At 66.7% G+C, this 14,320-nt stretch carries 8 protein-coding genes and 19 pseudogenes; 20 read left to right on the top strand and 7 right to left on the bottom strand.

The genetic code is table 11. The annotated features are described in order from the left end of the window. The 4 genes and pseudogenes from FF86_RS29880 to FF86_RS69305 form a co-directional block, all read left to right on the top strand. Nucleotides 1-164, top strand: a pseudogene (locus FF86_RS29880) (DDE-type integrase/transposase/recombinase); the annotation flags it as partial. Between the two features lie 457 nt (nucleotides 165-621). Beyond that, nucleotides 622-788: pseudogene (locus FF86_RS69315) on the top strand (transposase); the annotation flags it as partial. Nucleotide 789: 1 nt separating this feature from the next. Continuing rightward, nucleotides 790-833 (top strand): annotated as a pseudogene (locus FF86_RS69310) (hypothetical protein); the annotation flags it as partial. A 1-nt stretch (nucleotide 834) separates the two neighbouring features. Next, on the top strand, nucleotides 835-912 hold a 78-nt coding region (locus tag FF86_RS69305), incomplete at its 5' end, for a hypothetical protein (RefSeq protein WP_396230185.1). Between the two features lie 117 nt (nucleotides 913-1,029). On the opposite strand, the pseudogene FF86_RS60895 reads toward FF86_RS69305, so the two are convergent. Together FF86_RS60895 and FF86_RS29870 are read right to left on the bottom strand one after the other, a co-directional pair. Beyond that, a pseudogene (locus tag FF86_RS60895) lies at nucleotides 1,030-1,160 on the bottom strand (IS3 family transposase); the annotation flags it as partial. A 6-nt stretch (nucleotides 1,161-1,166) separates the two neighbouring features. Continuing rightward, nucleotides 1,167-2,225: pseudogene (locus FF86_RS29870) on the bottom strand (IS3 family transposase); the annotation flags it as partial. 56 nt (nucleotides 2,226-2,281) lie between these two features. Between FF86_RS29870 and FF86_RS29860 the strand changes: the two are divergent. Next, nucleotides 2,282-3,046, top strand: a complete 765-nt coding sequence (locus FF86_RS29860) for an IS3 family transposase (protein WP_095212430.1) — start codon at nucleotides 2,282-2,284, stop codon at nucleotides 3,044-3,046. Here the strand turns inward: FF86_RS29860 and FF86_RS60890 are convergent. From FF86_RS60890 to FF86_RS60870, 5 genes and pseudogenes are all read right to left on the bottom strand, one after another. Then, on the bottom strand, nucleotides 2,995-3,324 hold the full coding sequence (locus FF86_RS60890; RefSeq protein WP_242419880.1) for a group II intron maturase-specific domain-containing protein: 330 nt from the start codon (nucleotides 3,322-3,324) through the stop codon (nucleotides 2,995-2,997). The genes FF86_RS29860 and FF86_RS60890 overlap by 52 nt on opposite strands. A 1-nt stretch (nucleotide 3,325) precedes the next feature. Next, nucleotides 3,326-3,551, bottom strand: a pseudogene (locus FF86_RS60885) (group II intron reverse transcriptase/maturase); the annotation flags it as partial. 1 nt (nucleotide 3,552) lies between these two features. Then, nucleotides 3,553-3,758: pseudogene (locus FF86_RS60880) on the bottom strand (reverse transcriptase domain-containing protein); the annotation flags it as partial. A gap of 1 nt (nucleotide 3,759) precedes the next feature. Beyond that, nucleotides 3,760-4,076: pseudogene (locus FF86_RS60875) on the bottom strand (reverse transcriptase domain-containing protein); the annotation flags it as partial. Between the two features lies 1 nt (nucleotide 4,077). Further along, nucleotides 4,078-4,272: pseudogene (locus FF86_RS60870) on the bottom strand (group II intron reverse transcriptase/maturase); the annotation flags it as partial. A gap of 594 nt (nucleotides 4,273-4,866) precedes the next feature. On the opposite strand from FF86_RS60870, the pseudogene FF86_RS69300 reads away from it, so the two are divergent. The 15 genes and pseudogenes from FF86_RS69300 to cas1 form a co-directional block, all read left to right on the top strand. Further along, a pseudogene (locus tag FF86_RS69300) lies at nucleotides 4,867-4,921 on the top strand (hypothetical protein); the annotation flags it as partial. Nucleotides 4,922-4,943: 22 nt separating this feature from the next. After that, nucleotides 4,944-5,073: pseudogene (locus FF86_RS69295) on the top strand (IS3 family transposase); the annotation flags it as partial. A 95-nt stretch (nucleotides 5,074-5,168) separates the two neighbouring features. After that, nucleotides 5,169-5,699 carry a group II intron maturase-specific domain-containing protein gene (locus FF86_RS35100; RefSeq protein WP_199865866.1) on the top strand — a complete coding sequence of 177 codons (531 nt, stop codon included), beginning with the start codon at nucleotides 5,169-5,171 and terminating at the stop codon, nucleotides 5,697-5,699. A gap of 887 nt (nucleotides 5,700-6,586) precedes the next feature. Beyond that, a pseudogene (locus FF86_RS29850) lies at nucleotides 6,587-7,305 on the top strand (CRISPR-associated endoribonuclease Cas6); the annotation flags it as partial. A 1,484-nt stretch (nucleotides 7,306-8,789) separates the two neighbouring features. Next, nucleotides 8,790-8,990: pseudogene (locus FF86_RS60865) on the top strand (type I-B CRISPR-associated protein Cas7/Cst2/DevR); the annotation flags it as partial. A gap of 1 nt (nucleotide 8,991) precedes the next feature. Beyond that, nucleotides 8,992-9,659, top strand: a pseudogene (gene cas7i, locus FF86_RS60860) (type I-B CRISPR-associated protein Cas7/Cst2/DevR); the annotation flags it as partial. Between the two features lie 176 nt (nucleotides 9,660-9,835). Further along, a pseudogene (gene cas5 / locus FF86_RS60855) lies at nucleotides 9,836-9,985 on the top strand (CRISPR-associated protein Cas5); the annotation flags it as partial. A 1-nt stretch (nucleotide 9,986) separates the two neighbouring features. Beyond that, nucleotides 9,987-10,047 (top strand): annotated as a pseudogene (locus tag FF86_RS60850) (hypothetical protein); the annotation flags it as partial. 1 nt (nucleotide 10,048) lies between these two features. After that, nucleotides 10,049-10,543, top strand: a 495-nt coding sequence (locus tag FF86_RS29835) for a CRISPR-associated protein Cas5 (RefSeq protein WP_242419879.1), incomplete at its 5' end; no start/stop codon positions are given. Then, a pseudogene (locus tag FF86_RS69290) lies at nucleotides 10,540-10,822 on the top strand (hypothetical protein); the annotation flags it as partial. The gene FF86_RS29835 and the pseudogene FF86_RS69290, both read left to right, overlap by 4 nt. Nucleotide 10,823: 1 nt before the next feature. Then, a pseudogene (locus tag FF86_RS69285) lies at nucleotides 10,824-11,407 on the top strand (CRISPR-associated endonuclease Cas3''); the annotation flags it as partial. A 59-nt stretch (nucleotides 11,408-11,466) separates the two neighbouring features. Then, a partial coding sequence (gene cas3, locus FF86_RS29830; protein ID WP_242419878.1) for a CRISPR-associated helicase Cas3' occupies nucleotides 11,467-13,128 on the top strand: 1,662 nt, incomplete at its 5' end. Beyond that, nucleotides 13,128-13,622, top strand: coding sequence for a CRISPR-associated protein Cas4 (locus tag FF86_RS29825; protein ID WP_044888133.1), 495 nt, complete (start codon nucleotides 13,128-13,130; stop codon nucleotides 13,620-13,622). The genes cas3 and FF86_RS29825, both read left to right, overlap by 1 nt. 6 nt (nucleotides 13,623-13,628) lie before the next feature. Further along, nucleotides 13,629-13,749 (top strand): annotated as a pseudogene (locus FF86_RS60845) (subtype I-B CRISPR-associated endonuclease Cas1); the annotation flags it as partial. Between the two features lies 1 nt (nucleotide 13,750). Continuing rightward, nucleotides 13,751-14,320 (top strand): CRISPR-associated endonuclease Cas1 (gene cas1 / locus FF86_RS29820; protein ID WP_242419881.1); only part of this gene is annotated, 570 nt, incomplete at both ends.

Below are 14,320 nucleotides of genomic sequence, written 5' to 3'. Positions count from 1 at the left end.
CGAAGTCGACCACGGCCGCCTCAAAGCCCGGCTACGGCCGATGCGCGGCCTGAAACGGCTGCGCTCGGTCCAGACGATCAGTTCCGGGCATGCTCTGATCCAGAACATCCGCCGCGGCCACTACGAACTCGCCATCGACACCGACCCACACCTGCGGCTGGCAGNCGCGTTCACCGAGCTCGCCGCCGCCGTCTGACCGCCGATCATCGAGGCCGCTGGCATGCCCAGCTTCCCCGGAACGCAACAGCGCCCCGCCAGTAAACCTGCCGGCGACGCTGACCGTGGCGGACTGTCGGTGGCGGCCGAGGCCAACCGACCCAGAACAGGGACAGACGGAGATAATGGTGCGGCGGGCATGGCACCTCGGGACGATCAGGATGGCGTGAGAACCTCCATGATCAGTCGAGGGTCACGTCCGTCCTTGTTGGGGACCCAGCCCCACACCTCATCTCCACCAGAAACCCTCACCCCGTCCTACGGGCAGCTACTCAGCAAACTTGCCGGCGCCCTGCCCGCTGTTGGCTAACGTTGCGCTTCACCTCCTTGACGAGGAATGAGGTGCCCTTTTTCTTCCGGACAGTGCCCCCTACTAGAATAGGGGCAGCCCGGAAGGAATGATAGTTGACGCAGAAGCGTAGGAAGTTCTCGCCTGAGTTCAAGGAAGAAGCCGTGAGGATGGTGATCGAGACCTCGCGTCCGATCTCCGATGTCGCACGGGAACTCGGCATCCTGGAAGGAACCCTCGGAACCTGGGTCGCCACGTACCGGCGCGCCCACGCCGGCGAGGCNCCGCCACCGACCGCCGACGAAGACATCCGGCTGCGCGAACTCGANCGGCAGAACCGTGAGCTGCGCATGGAAAACGAGTTCCTGAAAAAAGCCGCAGCGTACTTCGCCAAGGATCATCGGTGAGCGACATGTTCGAGTTCATCGACGCGGAGTACGCCACCCGCACCACCGCGAATGCCCGCACACCGGCGCCTGGTGTGCCTCATTTAATCCGGACAGTCTCTATTAAGCCGATTTAGNCTGCGGCTGCTTTTTCAGATACTCGTCGTGGACCTGTCGTGGGGTGCAGTAGTCGAGTCCTGAGTGGCGGCGTGTCGTGTTGTAGCGGAGTTCTATGTACCGAGTGATGTCGCGGCGGGCGTGTTCGCGGGNGGGGNAGACAGTGCGGTGGACGCGTTCGTTCTTGAGGGCCGCGAAGAACGATTCGGCCATTGCATTGTCGTAGCAGATCCCGGTCCGGCCGACCGACTGGCGGATGCCGAGCCTCTTCAAGGTAGCAGCGAACTGGGCGGATGTGTAGTTGCTTCCGCGGTCCGAATGAAAAATCGCCCCGCCGGTGAGCTGGTAGTTACGGGCAGCCATGATGATGGCGGTTTCGATCAGCCCGGTCTTGTAGTTGTCGTCCATGGCCCAGCCGACGACGGCTTTCGTGTGGCAGTCGAGGACGGTCGCGAGGTACAGCCAGCCTTCCCAGGTGGGAATGTAGGTGATGTCGCCGACCATCTTGGTTCCCGGGGCATCGGCAGTGAAGTCGCGCTGGAGGAGGTCGGGGATCACGGCCGGGGTCTCGCCTGGCTCGGTCAGGGAGTGCCGCCAGGGGCGTGGCTGGCACGGCTCCAGGCCCTGCTCGCGCATGAGGGCACGGACAAGCTCGGGGCCGCAGGGCCGGCCCCAGGCGAGCAGGTCAGCGTGCACGCGCCGGTAGCCGTAGGTGCCGTCGGAGGCGGTGAACGACCGGACGACGAGCGCGGCAAGCTCACCGCGGCGGGTCGCGGTCGCCGAGGCGGGGCGGTCGCGCCACTCGTAGAAGCCGGAACGGGAGACGTCGAGCCAGGCGCACATCTGGATGATGGACGGCGCCGGTGTGCGGGCATTCGCGGTGGTGCGGGTGGCGTACTCCGCGTCGATGAACTCGAACATGTCGCTCACCGATGATCCTTGGCGAAGTACGCTGCGGCTTTTTTCAGGAACTCGTTTTCCATGCGCAGCTCACGGTTCTGCCGTTCGAGTTCGCGCAGCCGGATGTCTTCGTCGTCGGTCGGTGGCGGCGCCTCGCCGGCGTGGGCGCGCCGGTAGGTGGCGACCCAGCTTCCGAGGGTTCCTTCTAGTATGCCGAGTTCCCGTGCGACATCGGAGATCGGACGCGAGGTCTCGATCACCATCCTCACGGCTTCTTCCTTGAACTCACGCGAGAATCTTCTGCGCTTCTGCGTCAACTACCATTCCTTCCGGGCTGCCCCTATTATAGTAGGAGGCACTGTCCGGAAGAAAAATGGCACCTCAGCCGTCGGTCGTTCAGATGTGCGCCTGGCTCGACGTTTCCCGTTCCGGCTTCTACGAGTGGCGCGACCGCCCCGCCTCGGCGACCGCGACCCGCCGCGGTGAGCTTGCCGCGCTCGTCGTCCGGTCGTTCACCGCCTCCGACGGCACCTACGGCTACCGGCGCGTGCACGCTGACCTGCTCGCCTGGGGCCGGCCCTGCGGCCCCGAGCTCGTCCGTGCCCTCATGCGCGAGCAGGGCCTGGAGCCGTGCCAGCCACGCCCCTGGCGGCACACCCTGACCGAGCCCGACCAGACCCCGGCCGTGATCCCCGACCTCCTCCAGCGCGACTTCACTGCCGACGCCCCGGGAACCAAGATGGTCGGCGACATCACCTACATTCCCACCTGGGAAGGCTGGCTGTACCTCGCGACCGTCCTCGACTGCCACACGAAAGCCGTCATCGGCTGGGCCACGGACGACAACTACAAGACCGGTCTCATCGACACCGCCATCACCATGGCGGCCCGTAACCACCAGCTCACCGACGGGGCTATTTTTCATTCGGACCGCGGAAGTAACTATACGTCTGCCCAGTTCGCTGCTACCTTGAACAGACTCGGGATCCGCCAGTCCGTCGGCCGGACCGGGATCTGCTACGAGGTGAGTCAGCGGCGGGAATTTCACCCGCCGCTGCTCTCAGAACCCGGCGTGACAGTCTCCCGTCACCGGGCTCCCACCGTCGAACCAGTAGGCATCGCGCCGTGCTTCCAGTGAGCAAACATCGCCGGGAACGCCGATGCTATCTCGGCCAGTTTCCGACGGGCTTTCCCTTTGGCGCGGCGCAATCGTTTGTATTTCCGCATCGCCCACTTCACAAGGAAGGGGTTGATCCGCTGGCTTAGGAAGTGCATCAGCCTGGACTTGTAGAAGCGTCCGTAGTAGCCGATCCACCCGGCCACGATAGGATTGACCATCGCGGCGAGACCCCGAAAACCCAGACTGGTTCTGCGACCCAGCTTCCATTGCCGGATGACCCGTGCCATCGACTTCAGNGCCGCCTTGCCGACCAGCGGGACGAATCCGCACATCAGCACACCGTCACGCCGCCGGATGGGCGCACGACGAAAGTCGAAACCCAGGAACGTGAAGCTCGTTACCGGGTGTTCTTCATCGCGCCCGTCCTGCTTGCAGTAAACGATCCGAGTCTTGTCCGGGTGACAGCGTAACCCGAACTCCAGCAACCGTTTCTCAACGACGTCGCGAATGTACTTCGCCTGCCNCTGACTGTAACAGTGCAGGACGATGTCGTCGCAGTACCTCTCGAACCGCACCACTGGAAACCTCCTGGCAAGCCAGGAGTCCAAAGCGTAGTGCAGGAAGAGATTCGACAACAACGGTGAGATCGCCGAACCTTGTGGAGTTCCCTTGATGGGAGTGACACGGCTACCGTCCGGGTGCTGAACCGGCGCGACCAGCCACCGTTTCANGTACAGCACAACCCATGTCAGATTCGTGTGCTTCTCCACTGCGGCGATGATCTGAGCGTGCGGAACGTTGTCGAAGAATCCCTGGATGTCCAGGTCGACCACCCAGGGACGCCTCCAGCACCGCTGTTTGCACACCTCCACCGCGTCCAGCGCAGACTTCCCTGGACGATAACCGTAGGAATCGGCGTGGAACACTGGATCCACGCCCGGCTCCAGGATCATGGCCACGGCTGTCTGCGCTATCCGGTCGGCGATAGTGGGCACGCCGAGGATCCGTGTGCCACCATCTGGCTTCGGGATGGAGACGGCCTTCACCGNCTCCGGGAAATAACTCCCCGACGACATCCTGTTCCAGAGCTTGAACAAGTTGTTCCGAAGATCCTGTTCAAATTCCGTTAGAGACTGCCCGTCGACCCCTGCCGCTCCCTTGTTGCCGCTGACCTTCAGGTATGCTTCCCATATCAGCATCTTCGGAATGTCAAACGACTTGCCCGCTGATCTTGTCTCGCCCACGCAATTCCTCCCGTTTCTGGTTGATCGCTGGACGAAACTCGACGGCACGTCCCCTTCGCTCCGCGCCCATTACAGGCGCTTCATCACTAGTACGGGACGTTCCGCCCTCCTGGCCCGCACCCGGTACTCTATGGCTCGCGGATTAGCCGCTTGCCGGTCTCCTGGTGGGTTCCCGCTCCAATCCGCGGGCCCATGTCGGGCCGAGGAGTTCTCCTGTTCCGTTGCAGAGCCCAAGCCAAGCTCGCGCCATCTTCATGCCGGGCACCGCCAGAGCAGTAGACAGGTTTCCCTCTGGCTTATCCCAGGACAGCATTAAGGCCCTGGTTTTGATACCACCTGGCTTAACGACACGTCATCGATGGTTCACTCTCGTTCGCCTTCTTGGCTCATACCTGCCGCCTCTCACGACGGCTTTTCCACGGACGTTCACCACCATGGCTCATTCACCACAGCAGCTCGTGGCGGTTTGACACCAGCACCTGTATGCCGATGCCGAAGGGCCTACCTTCATCTNTGCAACAGCATGGTTGCTGTNGAGTACTCCTCCTTCCATCTCGGAACCTCCTCCAGCTCCCTTCAGGACACACCAATGCAATGGCCGAATCGTTCTTCGCGGCCCTCAAGAACGAACGCGTCCACCGCACCGTCTNCCCCNCCCGCGAACACGCCCNCCGCGACATCACCCGGTACATAGAACTCCGCTACAACACGACACGCCGCCACTCGGGACTCGACTACCGCACCCCACGACAGGTCCACGACGAGTATCTGAAAAAGCAGCCGCAGTCTAAATCAGCTTAATAGAGACTGTCCGGATTAAATAAGGCACACCAGAATGGGCGGCGTCGAGCCGGCGGGTCGATGTGCTGGTGAGATAAGCCGACGATATCGCGGCGTTGTGTGCCACCGAACAGGCGGCACGCGAGGCCGTCCGCCGTATCGGCATCATCCTGGAAAGGTTGGGGCTGCGGTTGCACCCCGGCAAGACCAGGATCGTATGCCTACGGGAAGGACGTGAAGGCTTTGACTTCCTCGGCTGGCATCATCATATGGTGCGGTCGTGGAGACAGCCCCGGCGTTTCTACCTGATGCGGTGGCCGTCGGCGGCGGCGATGCGGTCGATCCGGGTGCGGATACGCGACGCCACGGATCGACGTTTCGTCGGTAAGTCGTTGGCGGACCGAGTAGGGGTTCTCAATCGGCTTCTACACGGCTGGTCGGGTTACTTCGCCGCGGGGAACCCCTCCCGGGCGTTGACGTCGCTCGACAGCTACGTCCACCTGCGGCTTGCCATCTTTGCCAGCAACAAGCACGGCCAGCCTGGTCGGGGTTGGGCCGGGCGTCATAACGGCGCCTGGCTCGCCCGACTCGGTGTGTTCCGCCTCTCCGGGCGGACACGGTGGGTGACCGCGCATGCCTCGCGGTGAACGGTGTCGGAGAGCCGTGTGTGGGAGAACCACATGCACGGATCGAAAGGGGCCGCTGGCGAAGCCGGACCTCGTGGCAGCACAGCGCCCACGCGCTGCCGGACGGCGAAAGTGTCCGACGGAAGCCCCGTCGACCCCGTCCCGGCCACAGGCCCTGACCAGCCAGCGGCCTACCTCACTCAGGCTGTCCGTTCCTAAGGATCATGTCTGGCGATCAAGACCTGATCCGGGCCTGGACAACTTCGATGGGAATCCGGCGAGGGCCGTCCGGCGTGTCGCGCAAGCGGCGTCACTCGGAGCGTCGCGTTCTTCCCAAGGATCATGGCAGGCAGCGCCGCCCTGACCTGGTGNACGACAAGTTCGATGAGACGCCGGCGGCCGGATTCTCGCGGAAGTTGGTTCTTTCCGTGGCAGATCCGCGGTGGGCCTGGCACCCGGCCGTCCGAAACCATGATCCAGTGGGAAGGTGCCAGCTCTCCCGAGACTCCGAACCATCGCAAGCACGTCATACCAAGCATAGCCACCACCCGCTGGCCAGACCGACTGAGAATCGGCCAGGTCCGTCGAGGATCGACGAGAAGGTGCTGTGATCAGTTGGAANGGACACAGGCTGAGCCGAGTCGGGCCAGTTTCAGTGACACGAAGCACCAACGGGTCATCTTCGCTGGCACAGGAGCCAGGTTCGATGTCAACGGACATCAACCACGGGTTCCTGTGCGGTGGGTGCGTGGCTCAGCCTGAGGCCTTCTTGATCATGGCGTCACTGTCCGCCGCATGGCTGGCCAGGTGCGTCAAGAACTGTCAGAGGTGTCAGGCAACATGTGGACTCACCTGCCGTCGACCGAAGTCTGACAAAAAGCAAGGAGTTCAATGTTTCAGGAGGTGAGATGGCGATGCGGCTGAGGGTGGCCGTGCGCTCGTCCGCAAAGGAGATTCCCTGGCGGAGTGTGCAGACGCCAGGACGTGGCCTGTGCTACGCGATGCTTCGGCAGCTCGAACCGACGCTGGCCAGGGCGTTGCACGACGATGGATGGGGCGCGCACCGGATGGTCCCGTTCGGCTATGGGCCGCCGACGTTTCCGCATGCGACCCGGGCTCGCGGGCGCTACACGATCGGCGGACCGGGCTATTTAGATCTTGGTAGCCCGCTGTTCGCGCTGGTCGAGGCATGGGCGAAGGTGCTCGTCGGCACCCCTTTGATCGAGTGGGGCGGGGTGGCGCTGCGGGTGGGTGGTGTCGAGCTGATCGAGTCCCCGTCGTTCGAGTCCGGCCAGGCCGTCCTGCGCACGGTGACGCCCGTGGTGGTGAAGGGCTCCGGGCGGGGACCGGACGGCGTTCGGACGACCAGGCAGGCTTTCCTGCTTCCGGGGGAGCCTGAGTTCGCCGGCTACTTCGCGGCTGGCCTACGTCGTAAGGCCGAGACCATCGGCGTGGATCCCGGCGTGACGGTGGAGGAGATCACCTGGGTCGGTGCCCGCCGTGTGGTCGACGCGGGCAAGGGCGCTAAGGTCGGCGCTCCGCTTGAGGCGAGGCTGCGCGGCGCCCCGGAGACGCTGCGGGCTCTGTGGTCGTGGGGCCTGGGCCAGTCCACCTCGGTTGGCTTCGGNTGGGTCGGAGCATGACGGGGAACGCTGAGGTGGACGGGTTGATCGTCACGCAGCGACAGGTCGTCCTCACCGCTCACCCGTTGCAGCGCATCGGCGCGTTCGCGTTGTCCGCGCTGGCGGCCAAGCTCACCGGCCGAGGCGGGAACGTCCGTGATCCCGGGGATGTACCTGCGACGGACTTCGATGCCGCGGTGGAACGGATGATCGAGGACGCGGTCGCCGCCGCCGAGGCCGGGCGGCTCCGCGCGGACAGCTTTTGGCTCAAGGCCAGCGGGTCGTTCTTCCCAAATTCGAAGATGAACCACCGGTCGACGCTGCCGATGCGTTCCCGCGCGGAGAACACGGCGCGGGTCCGGGGGTGGCGCACCATGCCTGATCCGGCCACCTGGCCGCAGGTGCCGTGTGCGTTGTGCGGGCGGGCTGCCGTCGCCTTCTACGGGAAGGTGGACGTCCCGCTCATCGACGCCGCCGGCTACTGCAACACGACACCCCGCGGGCATGAAGGGCTTGCGTTGTGCTGGCCGTGCGTCTGCTGCTTCCACGCGTTGCCGTACGGCAGTCGCCTCACCGGCGGCCCCAGCGCCGGCGTGCACAGCTGGGACGACGAGTTCCTTAGCACTACGACACGAAGTCAGGTCAGACGGTCAGCGGGGGAAATCAGCGGCTTCGGGGTGGCCAGGTCCGCAGGTCGCTATGAGCACGAGCGGACCGCGTTGCTGGCGCTGCGCCGCTACGACCGTCGGCTCCTGGCCGGTGTCGAGGTGCTGGTGTTCAGCAACTACAACCTCAGCGCGAGACTGGACATTTATCGGGTGGACGAGGCGCTCGCCGAGTGGCTCCGGTCAACTCTGCGAGATCCGCAGCGGCGGCGGGGTTGGCGCGCTCTCCTGGCCGCCTATCAGGCCCCGCCGGTGTCGGGCAGCCGGCGCCTTGCCCGTGACGCCTTCCAGCGGCCGTGGCGGATCCTCATCACGGCGGCGGCCCGCCTCACCGACGTTCCCGGCCCGCGCGCGGTCCTGCGGTTCGACGCGGATCTCGCCGCGCTGACCTACTCCTACCTCCGCGAGGTGATGGATGTGAACCAGNCTGACATCGACCAGGTCGAGGCGCTGGCCGCCGAGATCGCCCAGGAGATCATCGCGGATGAGAGCGCTGGGCCGCTGATGACCTTCCGTGTCGCCTCCCGCCGCGTCGTGGCGCTGCNGAAGTGGCTGGAGAACAAGGCCGTGCGGCGCGCGCTGCGGATCGGCGCGGACGAGCGGTCCGCTCCACTGATCAGCACCGCGCAGTTCCGGCTCCTGTTCGACCCCGACGGCCAGGGCTGGCTCTATCGACGGCTGCTGCTCATCGCCGTCCTGAACGCGTTGCACAAGGAGGGCTGGCGGCCGGCGGACGCCGCCGACGCCGCGGCGGACCTCCCGGATCCTGATCAGGAAGTCGAGCTCGCCCGTGAGGACGACGAGATGGTGGAAGGAATAGAGCAGTGACCTTTCTGGTGGGCAAGGCCGTCGTCGACGTGAAGGCGGGGGCGCCGAACAACGGGCTGGCGGACGACAACGTCTCCCGGGTGAAGCAGCTGAGGGTGGGCCGCGACGTCTACCCCTACGTCTCTGCCCAGGCGTTCCGCCGATGGTTGAGGGATTCGGTGCCCGCGCAGGAGCCGCGTTCGGGTGTGACCCGCAGCNGGGCCGGCAAGAACCAGCAGGCGCACACCGAGGGTCGCCCGGACCGCTACTTCGACGACGACCTGTTCGGCTACATGGTGGCCAAGAAGGGGGCGGACGCGGCGAAGACCTGCCAGCGGGACACGGTGTTCGCCACCGGCACCCTGCTGTCGATCGCGCCGCGCTGGCCCACCCAGGACTTCGGCACGATGAGCCGTGGATTCAAGGCCGGCGAGAACCCGGTCATCCACGGCCACGAGCTGTATAGCGCCGAACTCGGCGCCGATCTGGCTCTCGACCTGCCGCGTGTGGGCACCTTCGAGACCGGCGGGTCCGGCCTGAAGATTGCCCTGACCGCCGAAGCGGCCAAGGAGGCAGCGGCGCAGGGGGCCAGCGCGCTCACCTTCCGGGGGTCGCCGGCGCTGCGGCTGCCGCTGGCGGAGCGGCGTCGGCGTGCGAGCCTTCTCCTGCGCACCCTCACCTCGGTTCGTGGCGGCGCGAAGCAGTCGCTGCACTATGGGGACCGCGCTCCCGCGTTGCTGCTGCTCGCCCCGATGAAGGGCGGCATCAACCCGTTCACCCGCATCGTCGGCCTCCGCGACAGCCGGATCGTGGTCGACGCCCGGGTGCTGAGGGAGGAGCTCGCGGTCTGGCGGGACGAGCTCGACGGCCCGATCTACCTGGGCTGGNCTCCGGGTTTCCTCGGTGGGCAGCGGGACGATATCCGGGTCGAGCTGGGCAAGGAGATCGAGGACGGTCAGCTACTGATCGACCATCCTCGGTCGTTGTTCAACCGCNTCGCGGACGAAATCGAGGCCGGCCGGCGCGACTCCTGGTTCGACGACCCCACCTCATGAGCCCGGACATGACCCCGTCCAGCGAGGTGTCCGGGGACGAACGGGAGGCGTTGGAGGTCACGGTCACGGCGCCCATCGCGTCGTTCCGGGATCCGCTGTACTCCGCGGTCGCGGTGACTCTGCCCTGCCCGGCTCCGGCGACCGTTGGCGGCCTGCTCNCCGCGGTCGCCGGCGGGTGGGACGACGTGGATCCACAGCTGCGCTTCGGGATGGCGTTCACNGCTCAGGCCGCCGGGATCGATCTGGAGACCCACTGGCCGCTGGAGATCCGGGGCACCTTCGGTCAGCCGGTGCCCCGCGAGCACCACTTCCTCGCCTTCACCGAGCTCACGATCTGGATCACGGAGGATGTGGTCGGCTGGGAGCGGCGCTTCCGCCGGCCGGTCTGGCCGCTGCGGCTGGGACGCAGCCAGGACCTGGCGACCGCCCGTGCCCGGCGGGTGCGCCTGCACCGCGGCACTGGGGTGGTGGGCGGTGCGCTGTTGCCCGCGAAAGCGGGCCGCGGCGGGACATTGCTGCAGCTGCCAACCGCGATCAGTCGGGACCGGTCCCGCACCCGCTGGGACACCTACCGCCACCGGCTCTCGGTGGCGGCCAGTGGCCGCCCGGCCCCGCAGGCCCTGTCCGATGCTCTCGTGGAGGGCTGGGTCACTCAGGAGGGGCGTGCCGTCCACCTGCTGGCGCCCACCCATCCGATGCAGGCGGAGGCAGTGTGATCGGCCCGCCACAACCAGGCAGGAATCTCGAGGGCGCGAGGGGTCGACAGGAAGCAGCCTCCATCTCCGACACCAACGGCCACCCGGCGGCGCCCAGTTTGTCGGCGTTGTCCGCGCTGTTGGCCAAGCCGCCGACCAGGACGCAACCGGCGGGGGAGCCGCTCACGGACCACCTCGGCGCCACGCTCGACGCGCTGTTCGCCGTCCAGCGGCGCATCGGCACCCTGCACGTTCTCGACACCGGTCTGCGGGAGCGGTTCTGGACGCTGGCCGCGTGGGNGGCACTCCTGCACGACGCCGGCAAGATCGCCGACGGCTTCCAGAGTATGATGGCGACCCGCATCGGTTGGGGTCACCGCCACGAGGTCCTCTCCCTGGGATTTCTCGGTTGGCTGGTCGCCGAAGCCGAGGATCGGGCCTGGGTCGCGACGGGTGTCGCGACGCATCACCGCGCCCTGGGCGGCGGTGAAGGCCGGCCATCCCTGAGCCAGCTGTACCCGGCCGACATCACCGCCGAGGAACTGGCCCGCATGCTGGGCCCGTATGACGCGAGCGCCACGGTCACCCTGGTCACCTGGATGCGTCAACGGGCGACCAAGGACGGGCTGCTCGCCAGGCCGTCCGGACTTGCCACGGATGTCCGATCAGGAGAGTTGGTCACGCGGGCACACCGACACCTCAAGGATCTGCTGCATACCTGGGTGGAGGAGGCGGTGCCCCGTCCGGCCGGGCTCGCCGGCGTCCTGTTACAGGGCGCGGTGACGATGGCGGACCACCTCTCCAGCGGGCACAGCACGCTACGCACCGAGCAGTCGTTCGACGCCGGGTATCCGGATCGGCTGACCGCCCGCCTCGCCGGGGACGNCCATCGGCTTCGGCCGCATCAGCTCGCGGCCGCCCAGGTCAGCGGCCATCTGGTGCTNAGGGCCTGGACCGGCTCGGGCAAGACCGAAGGCGGTCTGCTGTGGGCCGCACGCCAGATCGATGAGATTCGGGCTTCGACGGGCGGCACCCCGCGGCTGTTCTACACGCTGCCCTACCTCGCGTCGATCAACGCGATGACGGACCGGCTCGCCAGCGGAGACCTGCGGGAGCATGGCGGCGCCGAGGCAGTCGGGGTGAGCCACTCCCGCGCCGCGTCCTACCACCTCGCCCGCTCCCTGTGCGGCGCGGACGAGGATCCGCTCAGCGGCGGGTCTGATTCCGGGGTCGAGGCACGGGCCGCACAGAAGGCGGTGGCCCGCGCGGAGGCCACCCGGCTGTTCCGGGAACTCGTCCGGATCGGCACCCCCTACCAGCTGATGCGCGGCGCGCTCGCCGGCCCGGTGCACGCCTCGATCCTGCTGGACAGCGCGAACTCCGTGTTCGTCCTCGACGAGCTGCACGCCTACGATCCGACGCGGCTGGGCTACCTGCTGGCCACAGCCGCCTGCTGGACCGAACTCGGCGGCAGGGTCGCGGTGCTCTCCGCAACCGCGCCGAACGCCCTGATCTCCCTCGTCCGCGAGACCCTGACCGCCACGTCCACACATACCGAGCCCGACCGGCCGGCGCCGCCGGAACTGACCGTGGTGGAGGCCGACTATCAGACGGCGCCTCGCCGTCACCGCCTGGTGCGACGGCACGAGCACCTCACCGACCCGACCACCGTCGAGCTGATTCGACAGCGGCTGGACGCCGGCCAGTCCGTCCTGGTCGCGGCGAACAACATCGCCGACGCCCAGCTCCTGCGAGCAGAGCTCACCGACTACGACGGATGGCTACTACATTCGCGTTTCCGGCGTACCGACCGCACCCGCATCGAGCAGGCGATCATGTCGCACTTCCGATCAGGCCTGCGACCGGATGATCGGCGCGAGGGCCTGGTCGTCGCCACCCAGGTCGTCGAGGTCTCCCTTGACGTGGACTTCGACGTCCTGTTCACCTCCGGCGCCCCACTCGACGCGCTCGCACAGCGCTTCGGCCGGGTGAACCGGACCGGTACCCGGCCACCGGCCGACGTGGTCGTCTGCCGCCCGGAGATGCGCCCGCGTCGGGCGGATCAACGTTCCAGGACCGCGCGGATGCCCGCGCTTTACGCCGATGGGGTGTACGACGAGGAACCGACCCGGCTGGCCTCGAAGATCCTCGACGCCCACCACGGCACCGAGATCAGTGAGGAATCCCTCGTGCGCTGGTTGGACAGCGTCTACGACTCGCCGTGGGGCGAGCAGTGGGCCCAAGACGTTCGCCGCGCGCGCGAGGCCTGGACCAGTTCCTTCTTCTCCTGGGAAGAACCGTTCGCCGATCGCACCTGGGCGGCAGCGAGATTCGACGAGCTGTTCGACGGAGTCGAGGGAATCCTCGCGCAGGACAGGGATGAGTACGCGGCCCGGCTGCGAGGCGGTGGCTCCAGGAGCACCGGTCGCCTGCTCGCCGCAGATCTGCTGATCCCACTGCCGAACTACGCGCGGGGCCTCGGCCGGTGGGACCGAGACCTGGACGTTCTCGTCATCGATGGCCAGTACAGCGAGACCGACGGGCTCACGGAGATCCAACCGTCGCGGCGTGCCACGGTTAGCTACGAGCTGGGTGAGCTGATCTGATGGACGCCCAGGATGTGGGAGGCGTGCACATCAAGTACCTGCACCACTGCCGGCGCCAACTCTGGCTGTACGTACGCGGAATCCGACCGGAACACCTCAGCGCACGGGTCAAGCTGGGTGAGGCGGTGCACGACACCGCGTACGGACGCTTCCAGCCGGTCGACCTCGGCGCGGCGCGACTCGACCACCTGGACGGAGACCTCTGGGTACACGAGGTGAAGTCCTCCCGGAATCCGACGCAAGCCGACGAGGCGCAGGCCATCCACTACTGCCACCGCCTCGTCGAACTCGGAGTGCAGGCACGAGGCGCCATCCTGCACTACCGGCCGACCCGCCGGACCCTCCGGCTGCCCTTCGACGAGCCGCGGCAAGCATCGGCAGCGGCGGACATTGCCGAGGTGCTGGCCGTAGCCGGTTCGGCCTCGGCGCCCAAGCGACTCGACCGACCCCGCTGTAAGGGCTGCAGCTTCACCGACTACTGCTGGACGGAATGATCCTTCGTGCCTGAAGCCGCCAGAACGTACTGGCTGACCTCACCCTGCCGCATCCGACGCAGGGACTCCACCCTCGCGATCGAACGCGAGGACGGGACCCGGGTGCACATACCGATCACCGACGTGCNAGACATCATCGCGAGTGCCCCGGTCGACATCAACACTGCCGTGATCAACCTGCTCAGCCAACACGACATCAGCCTTCACCTCCTCAGCTACTACGGGGATTTCGCTGGCTCGGTGCTGCCGACGCAGCCCCACGTCTCCGGGCAGACCGTGCTGGCGCAGGCACGGGCCGCGACCACGCCGGAGATCTCCCTGACCATCGCCGCATCCCTCGTCCGGGCGGCGGCGTTCAACGTGCGCCGGGTCGTCGACCGGACTGCTCTACGGCGCCCCCTGGAACGCCTCGAAGAAGGCGTCGACCTGGCCGGAGACACCATGCAGCTCATGGCGGCGGAGGGCAACTTCCGCAGGACGGCATGGACGGTGCTCGACACGAAGCTTCCCGACTGGCTCCGCCTGGAGGGCCGCAGCCGCCGACCACCCGCCAACGCAGGCAACGCCTTCATCAGCTATGTGAACGCGATCGTCTATGCGCGGGTCCTCACGGCAATCCGGCTCACACCGCTGCACAGTGGAATCGCGTTTCTGCACAGCTCGGTGGAACGTCATCGACACTCCCTGGCCCTCGACCT

This window comes from Frankia sp. CpI1-P (genome assembly GCF_001421075.1).
GTDB lineage: Bacteria > Actinomycetota > Actinomycetes > Frankiales > Frankiaceae > Frankia > Frankia torreyi.
The sequence above is the reverse complement of the archived record's forward strand: the minus strand, read 5'-3'. Positions and strand labels throughout refer to the sequence as shown.

Coding starts and splice junctions, on each gene's coding strand:
- FF86_RS29860 (WP_095212430.1), top strand. CDS start 2,282: ATGGCACCTCAGCCGTCGGTCGTTCAGATGTGCGCCTGGCTCGACGTT.
- FF86_RS29825 (WP_044888133.1), top strand. CDS start 13,128: ATGGACGCCCAGGATGTGGGAGGCGTGCACATCAAGTACCTGCACCAC.